Consider the following 16,225-nt stretch of genomic DNA (forward strand, 5'->3'; position numbering starts at 1 on the left):
AATAGACCCTTTTGCATTGATTTTTGAAAGCTTTTCTACATATGCCAGCCACCATTGATATGAAGGGTTTGGCCTGTCATGTAATCCGCTTTGCCGCCTACCAGAAAATCGACTGCATCGGCTATGTCTTGGCAAGTGCCCAGCCCCAGCGGTATTTCTTCTGCAATGGCCAAAAGCTCTTCAGTGTCAAAAGCGTTATTCATTTTCGTTTGGATAAAGCCTGGAGCAATCGCATTTACACGTGTTCCTGACGCTGCCATTTCCTTCGCATAAGCTTTCACAAATGCTGTTTGTGCCCCTTTGACCGATGAATACATCGTCTCAAGCGCAGCCCCAGTTTGCCCCCAGATTGATGTGATAAAGACAACATACGTCTTCTGGTGGCGGTGGAAGTATGGAGAAATCAATTTGATAGCGGCGACAGGATTTCGGACATGGACACGCCATAACGCATCCATCTCCTCTTCAGATGTATCTATCAGCATTTTCATAAGGGCATGGCCGCTTGCTACTACGATGCAGGATGCATCATAGACATTTTCAGCGACTTTACGAGCTCCGTCCGGCTGGCTAAAATCAGCCTGGACGCCAATGAATTCCTGGTATGGATATTTTGCTTCTAATTTTCCAGTAAGCTCAACAACCGGATTGGTATTCCAGTGAAGATAAAGCGACCAGCCGGTTTCGGCCAGCTGCTGGGCAATCGCTTCTCCAATTTCTCCTGAAGCGCCCAAAATTACTGCAAATCGTTTCACACAGTTTCCTTCTTAGGAGGCACGATGGTAAAGACCGAACGCTGGCTGTCCAGACTGGCCGTAGCAAAAGCGGCTTGCAAATCAGGAACTTCTAAAGCTTCAAGAAAAGGCACCACATCGAAAAGATTCATTTGGTTGAACGTGTAGCGTGTAAACTGATTGGCAATATACTCAGGCGAATTCAAGGCTCTTAAGAAAAAGCCGATCTTTTTCCGGCGCACGCGGTCCAGGTCTGCCTGGCCAAATGGCCATTTTTCTATCGCTGCATCCAATGTATGCTGGATTTCTTTGGCCAGAACTTCAGGTTCAGACGTATCGGATCCAATCAATGCATAACCAAAGCCGTTTTCCAGCGAGTAATCAAACGAATACGATTCATCAATCCAGCCATTTTCATAAGCACGGTGATAAAAATCGGAAGTACGCCCGAATAATAATTCGAAAGCCAATTGTGATGCCAATTCATGTTTGAGCATCTGAGTGCCGGATAAATTCAAAACCTCGGGTTTGATGCCTACAAATACTTTCGGTTTTTGAACACTCATTTCCAATGTCCGTTCTTTGATTGCCGCTTCAATTGGCTCTTCCGGATAAATCCGTTTGATTTCTTTCGGCTCGTCAAACGTTTTTTCGCTTTGGTTTGTTCTGATAAAATCCATCATACTTTCCGGCTCAACCGCTCCAACGACGAACAAAACCATATTCGAAGGATGATAGAACGTGTTATAGCAAGTATATAAATGCTCAGCCGTGATTTCCTGGATTGAATCGACCGTTCCGGCAATATCGATTTTCACCGGATGGTTTTTATACAGGTTCTCGATCATGCCAAAGTACAGGCGCCAGTCCGGCTGATCGTCGTACATCGTAATTTCCTGTGCAATGATCCCTTTTTCTTTTTCGACTGTCTTTTCAGTGAAATATGGACTTTGAACGAAATCCAACAAAGTTCCGACATTTTCAGTAATTTGATCGGTTGCCGAGAATAAATAAGCCGTCCGTGTAAAAGAAGTGAACGCATTTGCAGAAGCGCCTTGTTTGCTGAACTGCTGGAATACATCGCCATCTTCTTTTTCAAACATTTTGTGCTCCAGGAAATGAGCGATGCCATCCGGTACTTTGACTGGTTCCTGCCCGCCAAATGGAACAAAATGATTGTCGATTGAACCGTATTTAGTGGTGAATGTCGCAAAAGTTTTCGAGAATCCTTTTTTCGGTAAGATATAAACTTCCAGCCCGTTAGGCAATTGCTCTTGATAAAGTGTTTCATCCAATTGATCAAAATGTACTTTATTCAACTGAATCATCCTCCTTGCCTGATAGGAAATAAGTCATTTCCAATGATAATTGCTGTGCAGCCTGTGCAATATCCTCTTTGGTGATGCTCTTCCATTTGCTGATTAAATAGTCCGGTTCAAATGAATCCGTCAATTCCATGTACTGGTCATAGATATCAATCTGGCCCCGTGCTGAATCCAGTGCTTCTCTCAATTGATTGATCAGCAATGCTTTTGTCTGTTCCAGTTCCGTATCGGAAATATTGCCTTTTTTCACTTCTTCCAATTGCTCAAGAACAAGTTTAACCGCCTTTTCTTCTAATTTGGAATCAATGCCTGCAAGTACGAACATCAATCCAAACTGGGAAGCGTACGAGCTGGATACGTAATAAGCCATGCTTTCTTTTTCGCGTATATTGACGAACAGTTTGGAATGCGCATAACCGCCGAGAATCCCGTTCATCAACTGCATGACTGGAAACTTTTCATCATAGAATGTAATCGGGGTAAAGAAAGCCATATGAAGCTTTCCTTGTTTCATATCTTCATATTCAACAACCCGTGATTGAGCCGGCTGTACCAATTCTACTGATGGTGCATCAATGGACTTTTCCCGGTCTTTGAAATGGAAGAATTCTTTTATATATGCTGCAATCGTCTCAGACTGAATATCTCCAACTGCATAAATCTCAATTTCGTTGTCATTGATCATTGCTTGATATTCCTTAAACAGCTTTTCGTTTGTCACCTGCTCTACTTCTTCGAGAGTTCCATTCGCTTGAATGGAAGCCGGATGTTCAGGGAGCGCCAGTTCCATCATCCGCTGCTGGGCATAACGCGTCTTCTCATCAAAAATGGATTCGATGCGCTGTTTGACCGCTTCTTTTTCACGGTTAAAAATGGTTTCTTTAAATAGGCCATTTTCAAAATTCGGTTTAAACAATACGATGTACATTAAATTCAGAACTTTTTCCAATACGCCTTCTTCAGACAAATACTGGTCGTTCACCGTTTCCACATTCAATGTCACAATATGCTCATTGCCCCGTTTAGAAGAATCTATGTACAGAGACGTGCCGTATAAATCATCAAGCACCATGCGAAGCGCAGTATGAGAAGGGTACACTTCATTGCTGTGCTGCAGGACATTCGCCAGAATCGACCGGGCAGACGCCTTTTCTTTTGTTAATTTATCTTTAAATTTCAGCGAAAAATTTATCGTTTTGAATTGTGTCGTTTCGTTAACATGCACATTGACGCCTTTTGCAATACTAGTTGTTTGAAACATATGGAAATCCCCTCTCTTCGTTCATAGTCTAACTATACCGAACCTTTTCGGCTAAATGCAAACAAAGAAAAGCGGAAACGGCCGCTCAGCTCCGAAAGGCATAAGACAAACCGGTGAAGCGGCGATTTTTGCCGCACAGCCAAGACAGCTTATGGCCCGAGGAGTTGGCCGCCGGAGCTGGACAATAAGAAAAGCTGAACGGCCGTTCAGCTTTCCAGGCAAAACAAAAAAGAGCCGTCGAAACGGCTCTTTTTTTGTTTTCTTATCGCTGTCCTTTGATATACGGAATTCCGTTCGCTTTAGGCGCATTGGCACGGCCAATGAAGCCTGCTAAAGCCAGGATTGTCAGTACGTATGGAAGAATCAGCAGGAAAACATTCGGAATGTCTTGGATATAAGGGATGGATGGTCCAACAATACTCAATGATTGGGCGAAGCCGAAGAACAAAGCTGCCCCCATGGCGCCCAGCGGATGCCATTTCCCAAAGATCATGGCTGCAAGAGCCATAAATCCTTGTCCATTGATCGTCGCATGACCAAAGTCCCCAGAAATTGTCTGTGCATAGATGGCTCCGCCAATACCGGCTAAAGCACCGGATATCATAACTGCGACATAACGCATTCTCGCAACATTGATGCCCATTGTGTCTGCAGCCATCGGGTGTTCACCAACAGAACGCAAACGCAAGCCGAATGGCGTCTTATAAATGACAAACCAAGCAAGAATTGCTATGGCAATTGCTAGGATAGACGTATTGTAAACCGAACTGAAGAACATTGGCCCGATGACCGGAATATCCGACAATACTGGAATATCATAACGCCCGAAACGTTCTGTAATAAAATCGGTCTGGCCTTTGCCAAATATTTTTTTAACCAAGTATATAGCTAAAGCAATCGCCAATAAGTTTATGGCTACCCCAGAGACGGTTTGATCCGCCCGGAAAGAAATAGAAGCGACCGCATGGACCAGAGACAGCAATAAAGCAGCGATCATAGCTGCTACCAAGGCAAGCCATGGAGTCGCATTGCCGAAAGTATCCGCATAAAATAAGTTAAACAAAATCCCCACGAATGCACCGATAACCATCAAACCTTCAAGGCCGATATTGATTACACCCGATCTTTCGGAAAATACACCTCCGATTGCTGTTAGGATAAGCGGGGCTGCGTAAAATATCGCTGAAGGAACGATGAAATACAAAACTTCCAAGAAACTCATATTACTTCGCCTCCTTCTTCTTAGCCGCGCGCAGCAGGAATAAGCGGATTACATAACCTGATGCCACAAAGAAAATAATAACGGCAATTACAATTTCAACGATTTCAAGCGGGATGCCCGCAGCATTCGGCATATTCAACGCACCGTATTTTAAAGAACCAAATAGCGTTGCACCAAAAATAACACCAAGCGGCGTATTCATCCCAAGCAAGGCAACCGCAATACCATCAAATCCGATACCTGTAAACCCGGCTTTTGACGACACATACTCAAACGTTCCAAGAGCTTCCATCGCTCCGCCAAGACCGGCAAAAGCACCTGAAATAACCATAGCCAAAATGATGTTTTTATTCACATTCATGCCGGCATATTTTGAAGCGTTTTGGTTAAAACCTACCGCTTTCAATTCAAAGCCCAATGTTGTTTTCTCTAAAATAAACCACATGACTCCCACCATTAATAAAGCAATAATAATTCCATAATGCAGGCGGGAAAATTCAGTCAAGTTCTGAAAAAATTCAGAGCGCAGCGATGCACTGGCAAAGATCGATTCTGTACGGTCTCCACCGCCAGAAACAGTTTTAATCAGTGCATTTGTCACGTGAAGGGCGATATAGTTCATCATGATGGTGACGATAACTTCGTGCACATGAAATTTCGCTTTCAATAAACCAGGTACGAATCCCCACAGCGCACCAGCTGCAGCTGCAGCTAAAATTGCCAAAGGCAAGTGAATGATTTTTGGCAATTCAACAGCTACTCCAACATAGGCAGCCGCAAACCAGCCCACAATCAATTGCCCTTCTACACCGATATTGAACAAACCGGAACGAAAAGCAAATGCCACTGCTAAACCGGCTAATAGGTAAGGCGTAATTTGACGCAAGGTTTCCCCAATTGTATACATATCACCAAAAATCCCATTCCAAAGGGCTGCATAGCCAATTACTGGATTGTATCCACTAATGAGCATGATAATTGCTCCAACCAGCAATCCGAGAATTACTGAAATGACGGGGACCAGAATATTTGTTGCTCTAATCGACATGCTGATCCTCCTTTACGCTATTTTCTTTTAGATGATCCTTTGAACGAACATGATGGCCTGCCATCAATAATCCAAGTTCTTGTTCTGTTGTTTCTTCCGGAGTAACGATATCAACAATTTCACCGTCGTGAATAACAGCTATGCGGTCTGACACGTTCATAACTTCATCCAATTCAAATGAAATCAACAAAACGGCTTTTCCATTATCCCGCTGTTCAATTAAACGGCTATGGATAAATTCGATGGCCCCAACGTCCAGACCACGTGTAGGCAAGGCGGCAATCAATAACTCTGGATTGCGGTCCACTTCACGGCCGATAATGGCTTTTTGCTGATTTCCTCCAGACAAAGCACGCGCTGGTTCATGCGGCCCTTGTGTGCGGACGTCATAAGCCTCGATGATATCCTTCGCTTTTTGATCAATTTTATCGTAATCAATGATGCCGGATTTCGAAATTGGAGATCCGTAATAAGTCTGCAACGAGATATTATGGCCGATTGGAAAATCCAGCACCAAGCCATGTTTATGGCGATCTTGCGGGATATGCCCTACTCCCGCTTCGGTAACCTTACGGGGTTTTAAATTCGTAATATTTTTCCCGTGTATTGAGATGATTCCATTTTTGACTTTGCGAAGTCCCGTAATCGCTTCAATCAGCTCTGTTTGGCCATTTCCATCGATTCCCGCAATTCCGACAATTTCACCTTGGCGGACGGACAAACTTAAGTTTTTCACTTTATCTACTCCGCGGTAATCTTCAACTACCAAATCTTTAATATCTAGAATTACGTCTTTTGGAGTTGCTGCTTTTTTCACGGTTTTAAATTCTACTTGGCGGCCAACCATCAGTGAAGCCAACTCAGCTGGATTCGTTTCAGCAGTAATGACCGTGCCGACTCCCTTCCCTTTACGGATAACCGTTACCCGGTCGGAAACATCCATGATTTCTTTTAATTTATGGGTGATTAAAATAATCGATTTTCCTTCTGCAATCAAGCGTTTCATAATTTGGATCAATTCGACGATTTCCTGCGGTGTCAATGAAGCCGTCGGTTCATCAAAAATCAGGATTTCAGCGCCTCTGTATAATGTTTTCAGGATTTCCACCCGCTGTTGCATCCCGACCGAAATATCCTCGATAATGGCATGTGGGTCCACGTTCAATCCATATTGTTCCGATACTTCCTGAACCCGTCTGGCCGCATCTTTTTTATTGGTGATGCCGAATTTCGTCGGCTCACTTCCCAGAATAATGTTTTCGGTTACCGAGAAATTCTCGACGAGCATAAAGTGCTGATGCACCATTCCGATTCCCAAGTCATTGGCGACGTTAGGATCTGTGATATCCACTTTTTTTCCGCGCACACGGATTTCTCCGCCATCCGGCTGGTACAGACCGAAAAGAACGTTCATCAATGTTGACTTGCCTGCTCCGTTTTCCCCAAGCAATGCGTGAATTTCACCCTTTTTCAACTGCAGAGTGATATTGTCATTGGCGACAAAATTCCCGAACACTTTACGGATATTGAGCATTTCGATTACATATTCCACTGTTTTCACTCCTTCGAAAACTGCTGACTTCTTTTTTTAAGTAATACAGGAAAGGTTTTTATTACTAAAAACCTTTCATCTATTATTAATTTTCTAAAAATAGGCGTAAAAAAAATCATAAAGACCGGATAGCCCGGTCTTTATGATGACCGTATCAACATGTATTTATCCCGCTTTAATGGGCAGTAGGACTCCCGCTTTTCCAAGCGGAAGATCCACTGACCGTAAAAGTCCGATTGAGGCCGACAGGATGTCGGTCACATAGGCGTTGCCGCAGTACACGGCGTTCTTAGCCTATGTTCTGCTGTTCCTCAGCGGATAAAGCTCCCGCTGAGTGAGTTTCACTTTATTCAGACAAAGTTTCTGGTACTTTGATTTCGCCGCTGGCAATTTTTTCTTTATATTCATTGACTTTAGCCATCACGTCTTCAGGGATTGCTCCACGTGAATCAGCAAGGCCTACGCCGTCTTCAGCTAAACCATAAGTTACAGTTTCGCCGCCAGGGAATTCGCCATCTTTGGCTTTGTTTGAAATATCAATTACTGCTTGGTCAACGCCTTTAAGAACTGAAGTCAAAGTTACGTTTGCATCGCCAACTTGGCCTTCGTCGTATTGGTCAGCATCAACACCGATAACCCAGATATTTGCGTCCGGATCTGCTTCTTTGCGTTCTTTTGCTTCGGTAAATACACCGTTGCCAGTACCGCCAGCAGCGTGGAATACAATATCCGCTCCCGCAGAGTACATGCGGTTAGCTGTTGTTTTACCTAATTCCGCTTTATCAAAAGCTCCTGTATATTGAACATCGACTTCAACTGCCGGGTCTACTGCTTTGACGCCTTCTTTGAATCCTGCTTCAAAGCGTTCGATAACTGGAATTTCCATACCGCCTACAAAGCCGATTTTTTTCGTTTCAGTCATCAAAGCTGCAGCTACTCCTGCAAGGTATGCTCCTTCTTGCTCTTTGAACAATACGCTCGCAACGTTCGGTGCATCTACAACCGCATCAATGATTGCAAGTTGTGCATCTGGCTGTTGCTCAGCAATTTCTTTTACAGCGCCTTCCATCAAGAACCCGATGCCGAAGACCACGTCAAAATCACGGCGGATCAAGTTGTTGAGGTTCGTGTTGTAATCAGCATCAGAAGCTGATTGCAGATAATCAATTCCGCCGTCCCCTTTTTTAAGGCCGTTTTCTTCACCAAAAGCTTGTAGTCCTTCCCAAGCTGATTGGTTGAATGATTTGTCATCCACGCCACCGACGTCTGTTACCATTGCTACTGAGAAATCGCTCGCTTCTCCGCCGCTTCCAGTTTCACCAGTAGAAGCGCCTTCTTCGCTGCCACATGCAGCAAGCATAGTGCCTGCAGCAAGCATTACAGATAGACCAAGACCAAATTTGCGTTTAATCAATGTAATAACCCCCAAGAATTTTTATCATATTAGCAGGAATTTGCCGTTTTACACACGTTTTCGAACTACATGGAAACTGAATTTATCAGCCCTGAAGTAGTTCTTTGAGTAAAGCACCACTCGATCGTCCTCATCGTAATGGAGCTGCTTTAATTCGAGTAATGCTGTTTCCGGATCACATTCCAAAATCGGCGAAGCTTGTTCATGGTAGCCAATTGGATCAATATATGTGACCGCATAGGAAATGTGTATATTCCCAGACTCCTCTAATGCAGAGAAGATGGAACTTTCTTTGCGTCCAAGAAAATCGGCAGGCAAATATGCGGAAGGAACTTTGTCAATGCAATAAACGACAGGTTCTCCATTTGCCGTCCGGACGCGTTCAATAGTTATGACAGTCTCATCGTTTTCGCAATGAAAGCGTTTTATATCATCTTCAGAAGATGGAGCCTCGGAAGTACTTAAGTAAATAGCACCTGGCTCCATTCCTGCTTGGCGGATCATATCCGAGACACTTGTCAATTGTTCGATGCCTGATGTAAACACCGGTTTCGCATTGACAAAAGTGCCGACTCCATGCCGTCTGACGATAATATTATCTTCTTCCAACAACCGCAGCGCCTCTCTTAAAGTAGCGCGGCTGACTCCCAGTGTTTTAGCTAGTTCGAATTCGGATGGCAACTTCTCTTTTTCTTTGTACAAACCGGCAGCAATATCCTGCTTCATTCGATCAATCACTTGAAGATACAAAGCACGATGATCCGATTTTATTGTCATACGATTCACCACCAATGACAGAGATCAGACATCTGATGTAAAACATTCCTACTAATCAAAATTACTATAACATTTATTCAAGACGAAATAAATAGTCTTTTGTCGAATTTCGCGAATTTTATTTTCAAAAAAAGTAATTGATGTAATCAATACGTCACGTAAAATACTTTGTTTTTTAATAATCCTCCTGCTTTGGAACTAATACTGTACGCGGTTTGCTTCCTTCATAAGGACCTACAACGCCTCGCTGTTCCATTTGGTCTATGATGCGGGCTGCCCGCGAATAGCCGACTCGGAAGCGTCTTTGCAGCATCGAAACTGATGCCGTTTGCATTTCAGAAACAAGTTGGACCGCTTCGTCATAAATTTCATCTGTGTCATCGTCTATAGCGGTTTCTTCAATTTCTGAAGGTATCATGTCTTCCTGGTATTGGGCTTTTTGCTGTTCAATCGCAAAGTCGACGATTTTTTCCACTTCGGAATCCGATAGGAACGCGCCTTGGACCCGGACCGGTTTCGATTTGCCGGCCCCTAAGAACAGCATGTCTCCCCGGCCTAGCAATTTTTCCGCTCCCCCCATATCCAGGATGGTGCGTGAGTCGATGGCAGAAGAAACAGCAAACGCGATCCGCGAAGGAATATTCGCTTTGATGACCCCTGTAATGACATTTACACTAGGGCGCTGTGTAGCGATGATCAAATGGATTCCCGCTGCCCGTGCCATTTGCGCCAAGCGTGTGATGGCATCTTCCACTTCGTTTGAAGCAACCATCATCAAGTCCGCTAATTCATCGACGATGACAACGATAAATGGCAGTTTTGGATGCTTTTCTTCGTTTTCTTCATTGAAAATCCGTACGTAATCGTTATATCCTTCGATATTGCGTGTTCCAGTATGGGAGAAAAGTTCGTATCTTCTTTCCATTTCAGAAACAATTTTCTTCAATGCCTGAGCTGCTTTTCTCGGATCTGTAACGACCGGCGCCAATAAATGCGGAATGCCGTTATAGACATTCAGTTCAACCATCTTCGGATCGATCATCATCATTTTCACTTCATGCGGTTTCGCCCGCATGATGATGCTCGTAATAATACCGTTGATGCATACCGATTTCCCGCTTCCCGTCGAACCGGCAACTAGCAGGTGAGGCATTTTGTTGAGTTCTGTCATGACCGCTTGTCCGGTAACATCCCGGCCAAGGCCGAACAGCAGCTTCGATTCAGGTTTATTGTTCTCTTCGGATTCCAATACTTCACGCAGCGAAACGATGGCCACTTCAGAGTTCGGCACTTCAATGCCGATCGCCGACTTGCCAGGAATCGGTGCTTCAATCCGGATGTCGCGAGCCGCAAGAGCCAACGCCAGATCATCGTGAAGCGCAACAATTTTACTGACTTTCACTCCTGTATCCGGCAGCACTTCATATTTCGTAACTGCTGGACCCATATGCACTTGAGTGACTTTTGCCCGCACGCCGAAACTTTGGAATGTTTTTTCCAGCTTTTTAGCGTTTTTCTGAATGCCAGCGTATTCTCCGCTTTGGTCACTGTGTGGAGGCAATGTCAGCAACTCAAGCGGCGGCAATTGATATTCCTCGTTTTCCATTTCTTCTCCCGAAGACAAAGTAACTTCTTCAGCAGCGTCCGCTTTGATATCTTCAGCCGGCACTTCCGCTTTTCTAGGACGGACATTTTCAGTAAACGCCGATATGATCGGTTCTTCATGCTGCATCACATGGACCGTTTCTTCTTCAGGATCGAGTGCTTCATCCACTTCAATCACTTGTTCAGGCTGCACTTTTTTGCGCGGTGCCGACAACCTCTTCGGTTTTGGCTTGCTTTGCTTCAAACGAGTTAATGACGATTTCAAGACCGGACGCAAACTAGGCACTTTCTCCGCCAAATAAGGAGCGGCCGTTTTTCCTGTAAGAATAATCGCTCCGATTGACAGTAGAATCAAAGCAATAACCCATGTCCCAGCCGTATCGAACAATAAATGGAACATGGCATATAGCACCGCCCCCATCATGCCGCCGCCGGTAGCTGTATAAGTCTCCCAAACTGACCCGGTAACTTTAGTTGACCGGATGGTCTCTGCTATCACATTGCCGGATGTAATAGGCAAAATAGAACCCGATGCCCAAATCAAGTGGCAAATTAAAAGAGTCCCTGTTATTAAAAACAATGAACTTGCAGCGATTTTCAGACGCGGTTTTGGCCAACGCCGTTTAACCATGATATGTGCTGCTAACAGCAATAACAGGATCGGCACAAAAATCGCCAAATACCCTGTCAATAATTCGGTTATATTTAATAATGTTTTTCCTATGATTCCTAACTGAAAAGCCATCAAGACCGCAACGCCGATCATCAGCAGCCCGATGACTTCATATCCAATCATGGACATCGGCTGCTTCTTTTTTTTGGCTGCCGGCTTTTTCTTAACTGGTGCCTTTTTTCTTGCCTGTGCCCGTGGCATATTGATCCCTCGTTTCCTAAAAATTGAAAAAGGATTTCCACCGAGTAGTTCGGTATGGAAATCCTTTCACTTTTTTCTTTCTTAGTATTCCATAATAATCGGAATGATCATCGGACGGCGTTTTGTTTGTTGGAATAAATAAGAATTCAGTGTGTCACGAATTTCCTGTTTGATGTTATTCCATTCAAAAGCGTCTTTCACCACATATTTCTCGACAATTTTACGGACCAATTGAGTGGATTCTTCCATTAGCTGCTCTGATTCACGGACATAAACAAAACCGCGGGAAATCATTTCAGGTCCGGATGCAATTTTCTTCTCTTTGCGGTTTAATGTTACCACTACAATAAAAATGCCGTCTTGCGAAAGAAGTTTACGGTCCCGAAGAACAATGTTGCCAACATCTCCGATTCCGATTCCGTCAATCAGCACATTGCCGGCAGTAACGCGGCCGCTCATACGAACTTTTCCGCCTTTGTATTCGACGATATCCCCTTTATCTGCAATAAAGATATCCGACTTATGCATACCGATTTGCTGTGCCAATTTCGAATGGGCAATCAGCATTTTGTATTCCCCTTGGATTGGGATGAAGTATTTCGGCTTCATCATGTTCAGCATCATCTTCAGGTCTTCCTGGCTTCCGTGTCCGGAGACGTGAACTTTCTTGCTCGATGTCAGTACATTCGCTCCGGCTTTCGCCAATTTGTTCATTGTCTGGAACATCTGGACTTCCATGCCTGGAGACGGTGTAAAGGTGATCATCACTGTGTCGGTGTCTTTGATTTTTACATCTTTATGCTGTTTACGGACCATTTTGTCCAAAGCTTCAAGCGGTTCACCTTGGTTGCCTGTTACGATAATCACGACTTCTTCATCTCGGTACTGCTCAAGCTCTTTTACCGAAATGACAGTCTCTTCATCGACTTCCAAATAGCCGAGCCGCAATCCGACTTCATAGCTGCTTTCGAGGCTTTTCCCAACCACTGCTACTTTTTTCCCTGTAGCTTTGGCAATATCGAATACTTGCTGGATCCGGATGAAGTTGGATGAATACAGCGATACTAAAATACGGCCTTCAGCTGCCAGGAATGCAGACAATAAATGGTCTGCCACAACTGTTTCAGGAGTTGTATGTCCTGGGCGTTCCGCTTCTGTAGAGTCTGACAGCAAAATCAAGACGCCGTCTTCTCCCAATTTTGCCATTTTAGCAATATCAGGCTTATAGCTTCCTTTTGCAGATTGGTCGAACTTGAATTCTCCCGTATGGACAATAGCGCCTTCCGATGTGTGGAAGACAATTCCAAGCGCATCCGGAATACTATGTGTTGTGTGGAAAAACGTCACATGAGTTTTATCAAAATTCATGCGGCTTTTGTTCGTCACTTCGAAAAATTTCACATGCTTCAATGAACCTTGTTCTTTGATATGCTCTTTCGCCAAAGCAATTGTCAATTTAGATCCATAAACTGGCGCCTGGATTTTTTTCAGCAAATATGCAATTGATCCAATTGCATCTTCGTGGCCATGAGTCAGGAAAATCCCTTTCACCCGGTCTTTGTTTTCCTCTAGAAATGATATGTCTGGGATAACAATATCGATGCCAAGCATTTCATTTTCCGGGAACATCAAGCCGCTGTCGACGACAAATAAATCTTCATCGATTTCGACGACATACATCGCTTTACCGATTTCTCCAACTCCGCCAAGCGGAATCACTCTAATTAATTCATTTTTTATTTTACTCAATTTATTTCCTCCTATAATTTACCCGTACACATCCATAGACTTTATTATACGGGAATCTTTGTAAACAGTCCAAAGAAAAAAATAAACCAGAGCGGCGTCCGGTTTATTTTAGGCGTCTTTTCATATTCAAATCTATTTTAAACAATTCCTTGTTCAATCATTGACTCAGCGATTTGAACGGAGTTCAATGCTGCGCCTTTCACTAAATTATCGGCGACTACCCATAAGTGGAATCCTTTTGGATTATCCAGATCTTGGCGGATTCGTCCAACAAAGACTTCATCAAGGCCAGTAGCCATCAACGGCATCGGATATACCTGATTGGCCGGATCGTCCATTAATTCCACTCCTGGTGCTGCAGCGATTGCCTGTTTTACTTCTTCCACTGTTGGTGCAGCGTCTAGCTCAACATACACCGATTCCGAATGCCCAGTCACCACTGGCAGCCGGACGCATGTAGCGGCAACCGATAAGGTATCATCATGCATAATCTTCTTTGTTTCATTTATCATCTTCATTTCTTCATACGTATAGCCATTATCAGTAAACTGATCAATTTGCGGAATAGCGTTGAAAGCGATCGGGTAGTGACGCTCTGCTGATTTCACTGGCAGCACTTTCGCTTCTGCATTCGGGGCATTGTCAAAATCCGCCGCCTGGTTCTTCAATTCATTGATGGCGTTGATCCCTGCGCCTGAAACAGCCTGATACGTTGAAACCACAATTTTATTTAAACCGAATTGTTCTTTCAATGGCTGCAAGGCACAAACCATTTGAATCGTGGAGCAGTTTGGGTTGGCAATGATTCCTTTATGCTCAGCGATATCGGTTTTATTGACTTCCGGCACGACGAGCGGCACTTCTTTATCCATGCGGAAAGCGCTCGTATTGTCGATGACTACAGCTCCGCGTTTAACTGCTTCCGGAGCGAACTTTTCCGAAATACTGCCTCCCGCACTGAATAAGGCTATATCAATCCCTTCAAAAGATTCGGGAACCGCTTCTTGTACTGTATATGTTTTTCCTTTAAATTCAATTTCCTGTCCAGCTGAACGGCTCGATGCCAAGAAAACAATCTCTTTAATAGGAAAGTTTCTTTTTTCCAGCTGTTCTTTCATTTGTTGTCCAACTGCTCCTGTTGCTCCCATAATTGCTACATTAAATGTTTTCAAATGACTCTCTCCTTCAGTGATGATTGGCGTTATTGTACCATAATTTACTGCACTAGAGGAATGACTTGTGTTTAAATAGTAAGTTATTTTAGATTTTTATCTAAAATTCACCTAAGTGTCAATTCTCGAACTTCCTTTAATTTATTTTCTCTTCAAAGCGAAAATGGCTTTTGAGTTCGATTGGCTTTCAAATTTCCGCCCATTAAAAAAAGCCCCCTCATTTTTAAGGGAGCTTACTTTGAGCGAATGATCGAAATAGCGGGTTCTCCTGCAAACAAATCCATCAATGAATTTACTTTTTCGAGTGAAACTTGGTCAACCAAATGGATGACTTCGTCGTATGGCTGATGTTTTTCCAGCAGCAATTCATTTTTTCCGTTGCGGTTCATCCGGGCACTCGTGCTTTCAAGCCCCAGCATGATATTGCCTTTAAGCTGTTCTTTTGAATCAGCCACTTCTTCAAGCGTTGCCCCGTTGCGCCGGACTTTCTGAAGTTCAGAAAGGATGACTTCCTGCAATTCGGGCATTTGTTCATTCGAAGTTCCCCCGTATATGGCTAAAGCGCCATGGTCGGAGTATGCCGAATGATAAGAATAAATGGAGTACGCCAACCCTCGTTCTTCCCGAACTTCCTGGAACAGGCGTGATGACATGGAACCGCCCACAATATTATTCAAGACGATAAAGTTATAGATGTTCTCATCTTTTACCGACAGTCCGGGATATCCTAGACATAAATGACCTTGTTCCGTCTCTTTATGCTTTAATGAATAGCCGGAACTAAATCCTGGAAATAGATAATGCTTATCCTGGTTCTTGCGCTGAAATGAACCGAAAAGTTGTTCAATCAATGCGATAAGCTGCGGCGTGATATTGCCTGCCACTGAAATCACCGTATTATTTGGCGTATAATGCCGGTCCATAAAGTGTTCAATCTTGTCTTTTGTGAATCCCTGCAAAGTATTTACAGTGCCGAGAATCGGAGCACCCATGGAATGGTGCGGGTACATCACTTTCCACAACTGCTCATGGACATCGTCATCCGGCATATCTTCGGTCATGCTGATTTCCTCAATTACCACTTGGCGCTCTTTTTCAATTTCTGACGCTTCCATCTTGGAATTGAAAAACATATCGGCTAGCACTGTCACCGCATGTTCAGCATGGTGGTCCAACACTTTAGCATAATAACACGTATATTCTTTGGAAGTATAAGCATTCATATCTCCGCCAATACGATCGAATTCCCGAGCAATCTGTTTAGCGCTTCTATTTTCTGTTCCTTTAAACAGCATATGCTCGATAAAATGCGTCATGCCGTTTTCATCCGGCAGTTCATCGCGAGATCCGGCTTTTACGAAAACACCAACGGCTACAGACCGGAAATGGGGAATGGATTCGGAAACAATCCGGAGCCCATTACCGCAAATATGTGTAGTAACCAATATTCATTCCTCCTAATACGAAAAAATTGCCAACATAAGCTGGCAAT

The 16,225-nt window shown here is 43.8% G+C and carries 12 protein-coding genes; all 12 read right to left on the minus strand.

All coding sequences use genetic code 11. From position 1 onward, the window contains the following. Positions 1-35: 35 nt before the first annotated feature. The 12 genes from ymfI to ACSFXN_RS11195 all read right to left on the minus strand — a co-directional run bounded on the left by ymfI (position 36) and on the right by ACSFXN_RS11195 (position 16,178). Positions 36-755, minus strand: a complete 720-nt coding sequence (ymfI, locus tag ACSFXN_RS11140) for an elongation factor P 5-aminopentanone reductase (protein ID WP_437150185.1) — start codon at positions 753-755, stop codon at positions 36-38. After that, entirely contained in the window at positions 752-2,053 is a 1,302-nt protein-coding gene (yfmH, locus tag ACSFXN_RS11145) for an EF-P 5-aminopentanol modification-associated protein YfmH (RefSeq protein ID WP_437150186.1), read from the minus strand. Before yfmH ends, ymfI begins: the two co-directional genes overlap by 4 nt. Beyond that, complete coding sequence (yfmF, locus tag ACSFXN_RS11150) at positions 2,046-3,320, minus strand: EF-P 5-aminopentanol modification-associated protein YfmF (RefSeq protein ID WP_437150187.1); 1,275 nt, start codon at positions 3,318-3,320, stop codon at positions 2,046-2,048. The genes yfmH and yfmF overlap by 8 nt, the downstream gene beginning before the upstream one ends. 262 nt (positions 3,321-3,582) lie before the next feature. Beyond that, positions 3,583-4,542 carry an ABC transporter permease gene (locus ACSFXN_RS11155; protein ID WP_300989574.1) on the minus strand — a complete coding sequence of 320 codons (960 nt, stop codon included), beginning with the start codon at positions 4,540-4,542 and terminating at the stop codon, positions 3,583-3,585. A 1-nt stretch (position 4,543) separates the two neighbouring features. Further along, positions 4,544-5,590: an ABC transporter permease gene (locus tag ACSFXN_RS11160; RefSeq protein ID WP_300989575.1), complete on the minus strand. Its 1,047-nt coding sequence runs from the start codon at positions 5,588-5,590 to the stop codon at positions 4,544-4,546. Beyond that, the gene (locus ACSFXN_RS11165; RefSeq protein ID WP_437150188.1) at positions 5,580-7,142 is read right to left on the minus strand and encodes an ABC transporter ATP-binding protein; all 1,563 of its coding nucleotides are present in this window, start codon (positions 7,140-7,142) and stop codon (positions 5,580-5,582) included. Before ACSFXN_RS11165 ends, ACSFXN_RS11160 begins: the two co-directional genes overlap by 11 nt. Positions 7,143-7,488: 346 nt before the next feature. Beyond that, positions 7,489-8,556: a BMP family lipoprotein gene (locus ACSFXN_RS11170; RefSeq protein WP_437150190.1), complete on the minus strand. Its 1,068-nt coding sequence runs from the start codon at positions 8,554-8,556 to the stop codon at positions 7,489-7,491. Between the two features lie 48 nt (positions 8,557-8,604). Continuing rightward, entirely contained in the window at positions 8,605-9,333 is a 729-nt protein-coding gene (locus tag ACSFXN_RS11175) for a GntR family transcriptional regulator (RefSeq protein WP_437150192.1), read from the minus strand. A 175-nt stretch (positions 9,334-9,508) separates the two neighbouring features. Continuing rightward, the gene (locus tag ACSFXN_RS11180) at positions 9,509-11,812 is read right to left on the minus strand and encodes a DNA translocase FtsK (protein WP_437150193.1); all 2,304 of its coding nucleotides are present in this window, start codon (positions 11,810-11,812) and stop codon (positions 9,509-9,511) included. A gap of 81 nt (positions 11,813-11,893) precedes the next feature. Further along, a complete protein-coding gene (locus tag ACSFXN_RS11185; RefSeq protein WP_300989580.1) occupies positions 11,894-13,561 on the minus strand; it encodes a ribonuclease J in 1,668 nt (555 codons plus the stop codon). Between the two features lie 137 nt (positions 13,562-13,698). Further along, positions 13,699-14,709 carry an aspartate-semialdehyde dehydrogenase gene (locus ACSFXN_RS11190; protein WP_437150469.1) on the minus strand — a complete coding sequence of 337 codons (1,011 nt, stop codon included), beginning with the start codon at positions 14,707-14,709 and terminating at the stop codon, positions 13,699-13,701. 257 nt (positions 14,710-14,966) lie between these two features. Then, entirely contained in the window at positions 14,967-16,178 is a 1,212-nt protein-coding gene (locus tag ACSFXN_RS11195; protein WP_437150194.1) for a M16 family metallopeptidase, read from the minus strand. Positions 16,179-16,225: the final 47 nt, after the last annotated feature.

It is taken from the genome of Planococcus sp. 1R117A (assembly GCF_051417975.1).
GTDB lineage: Bacteria > Bacillota > Bacilli > Bacillales_A > Planococcaceae > Planococcus > Planococcus shenhongbingii.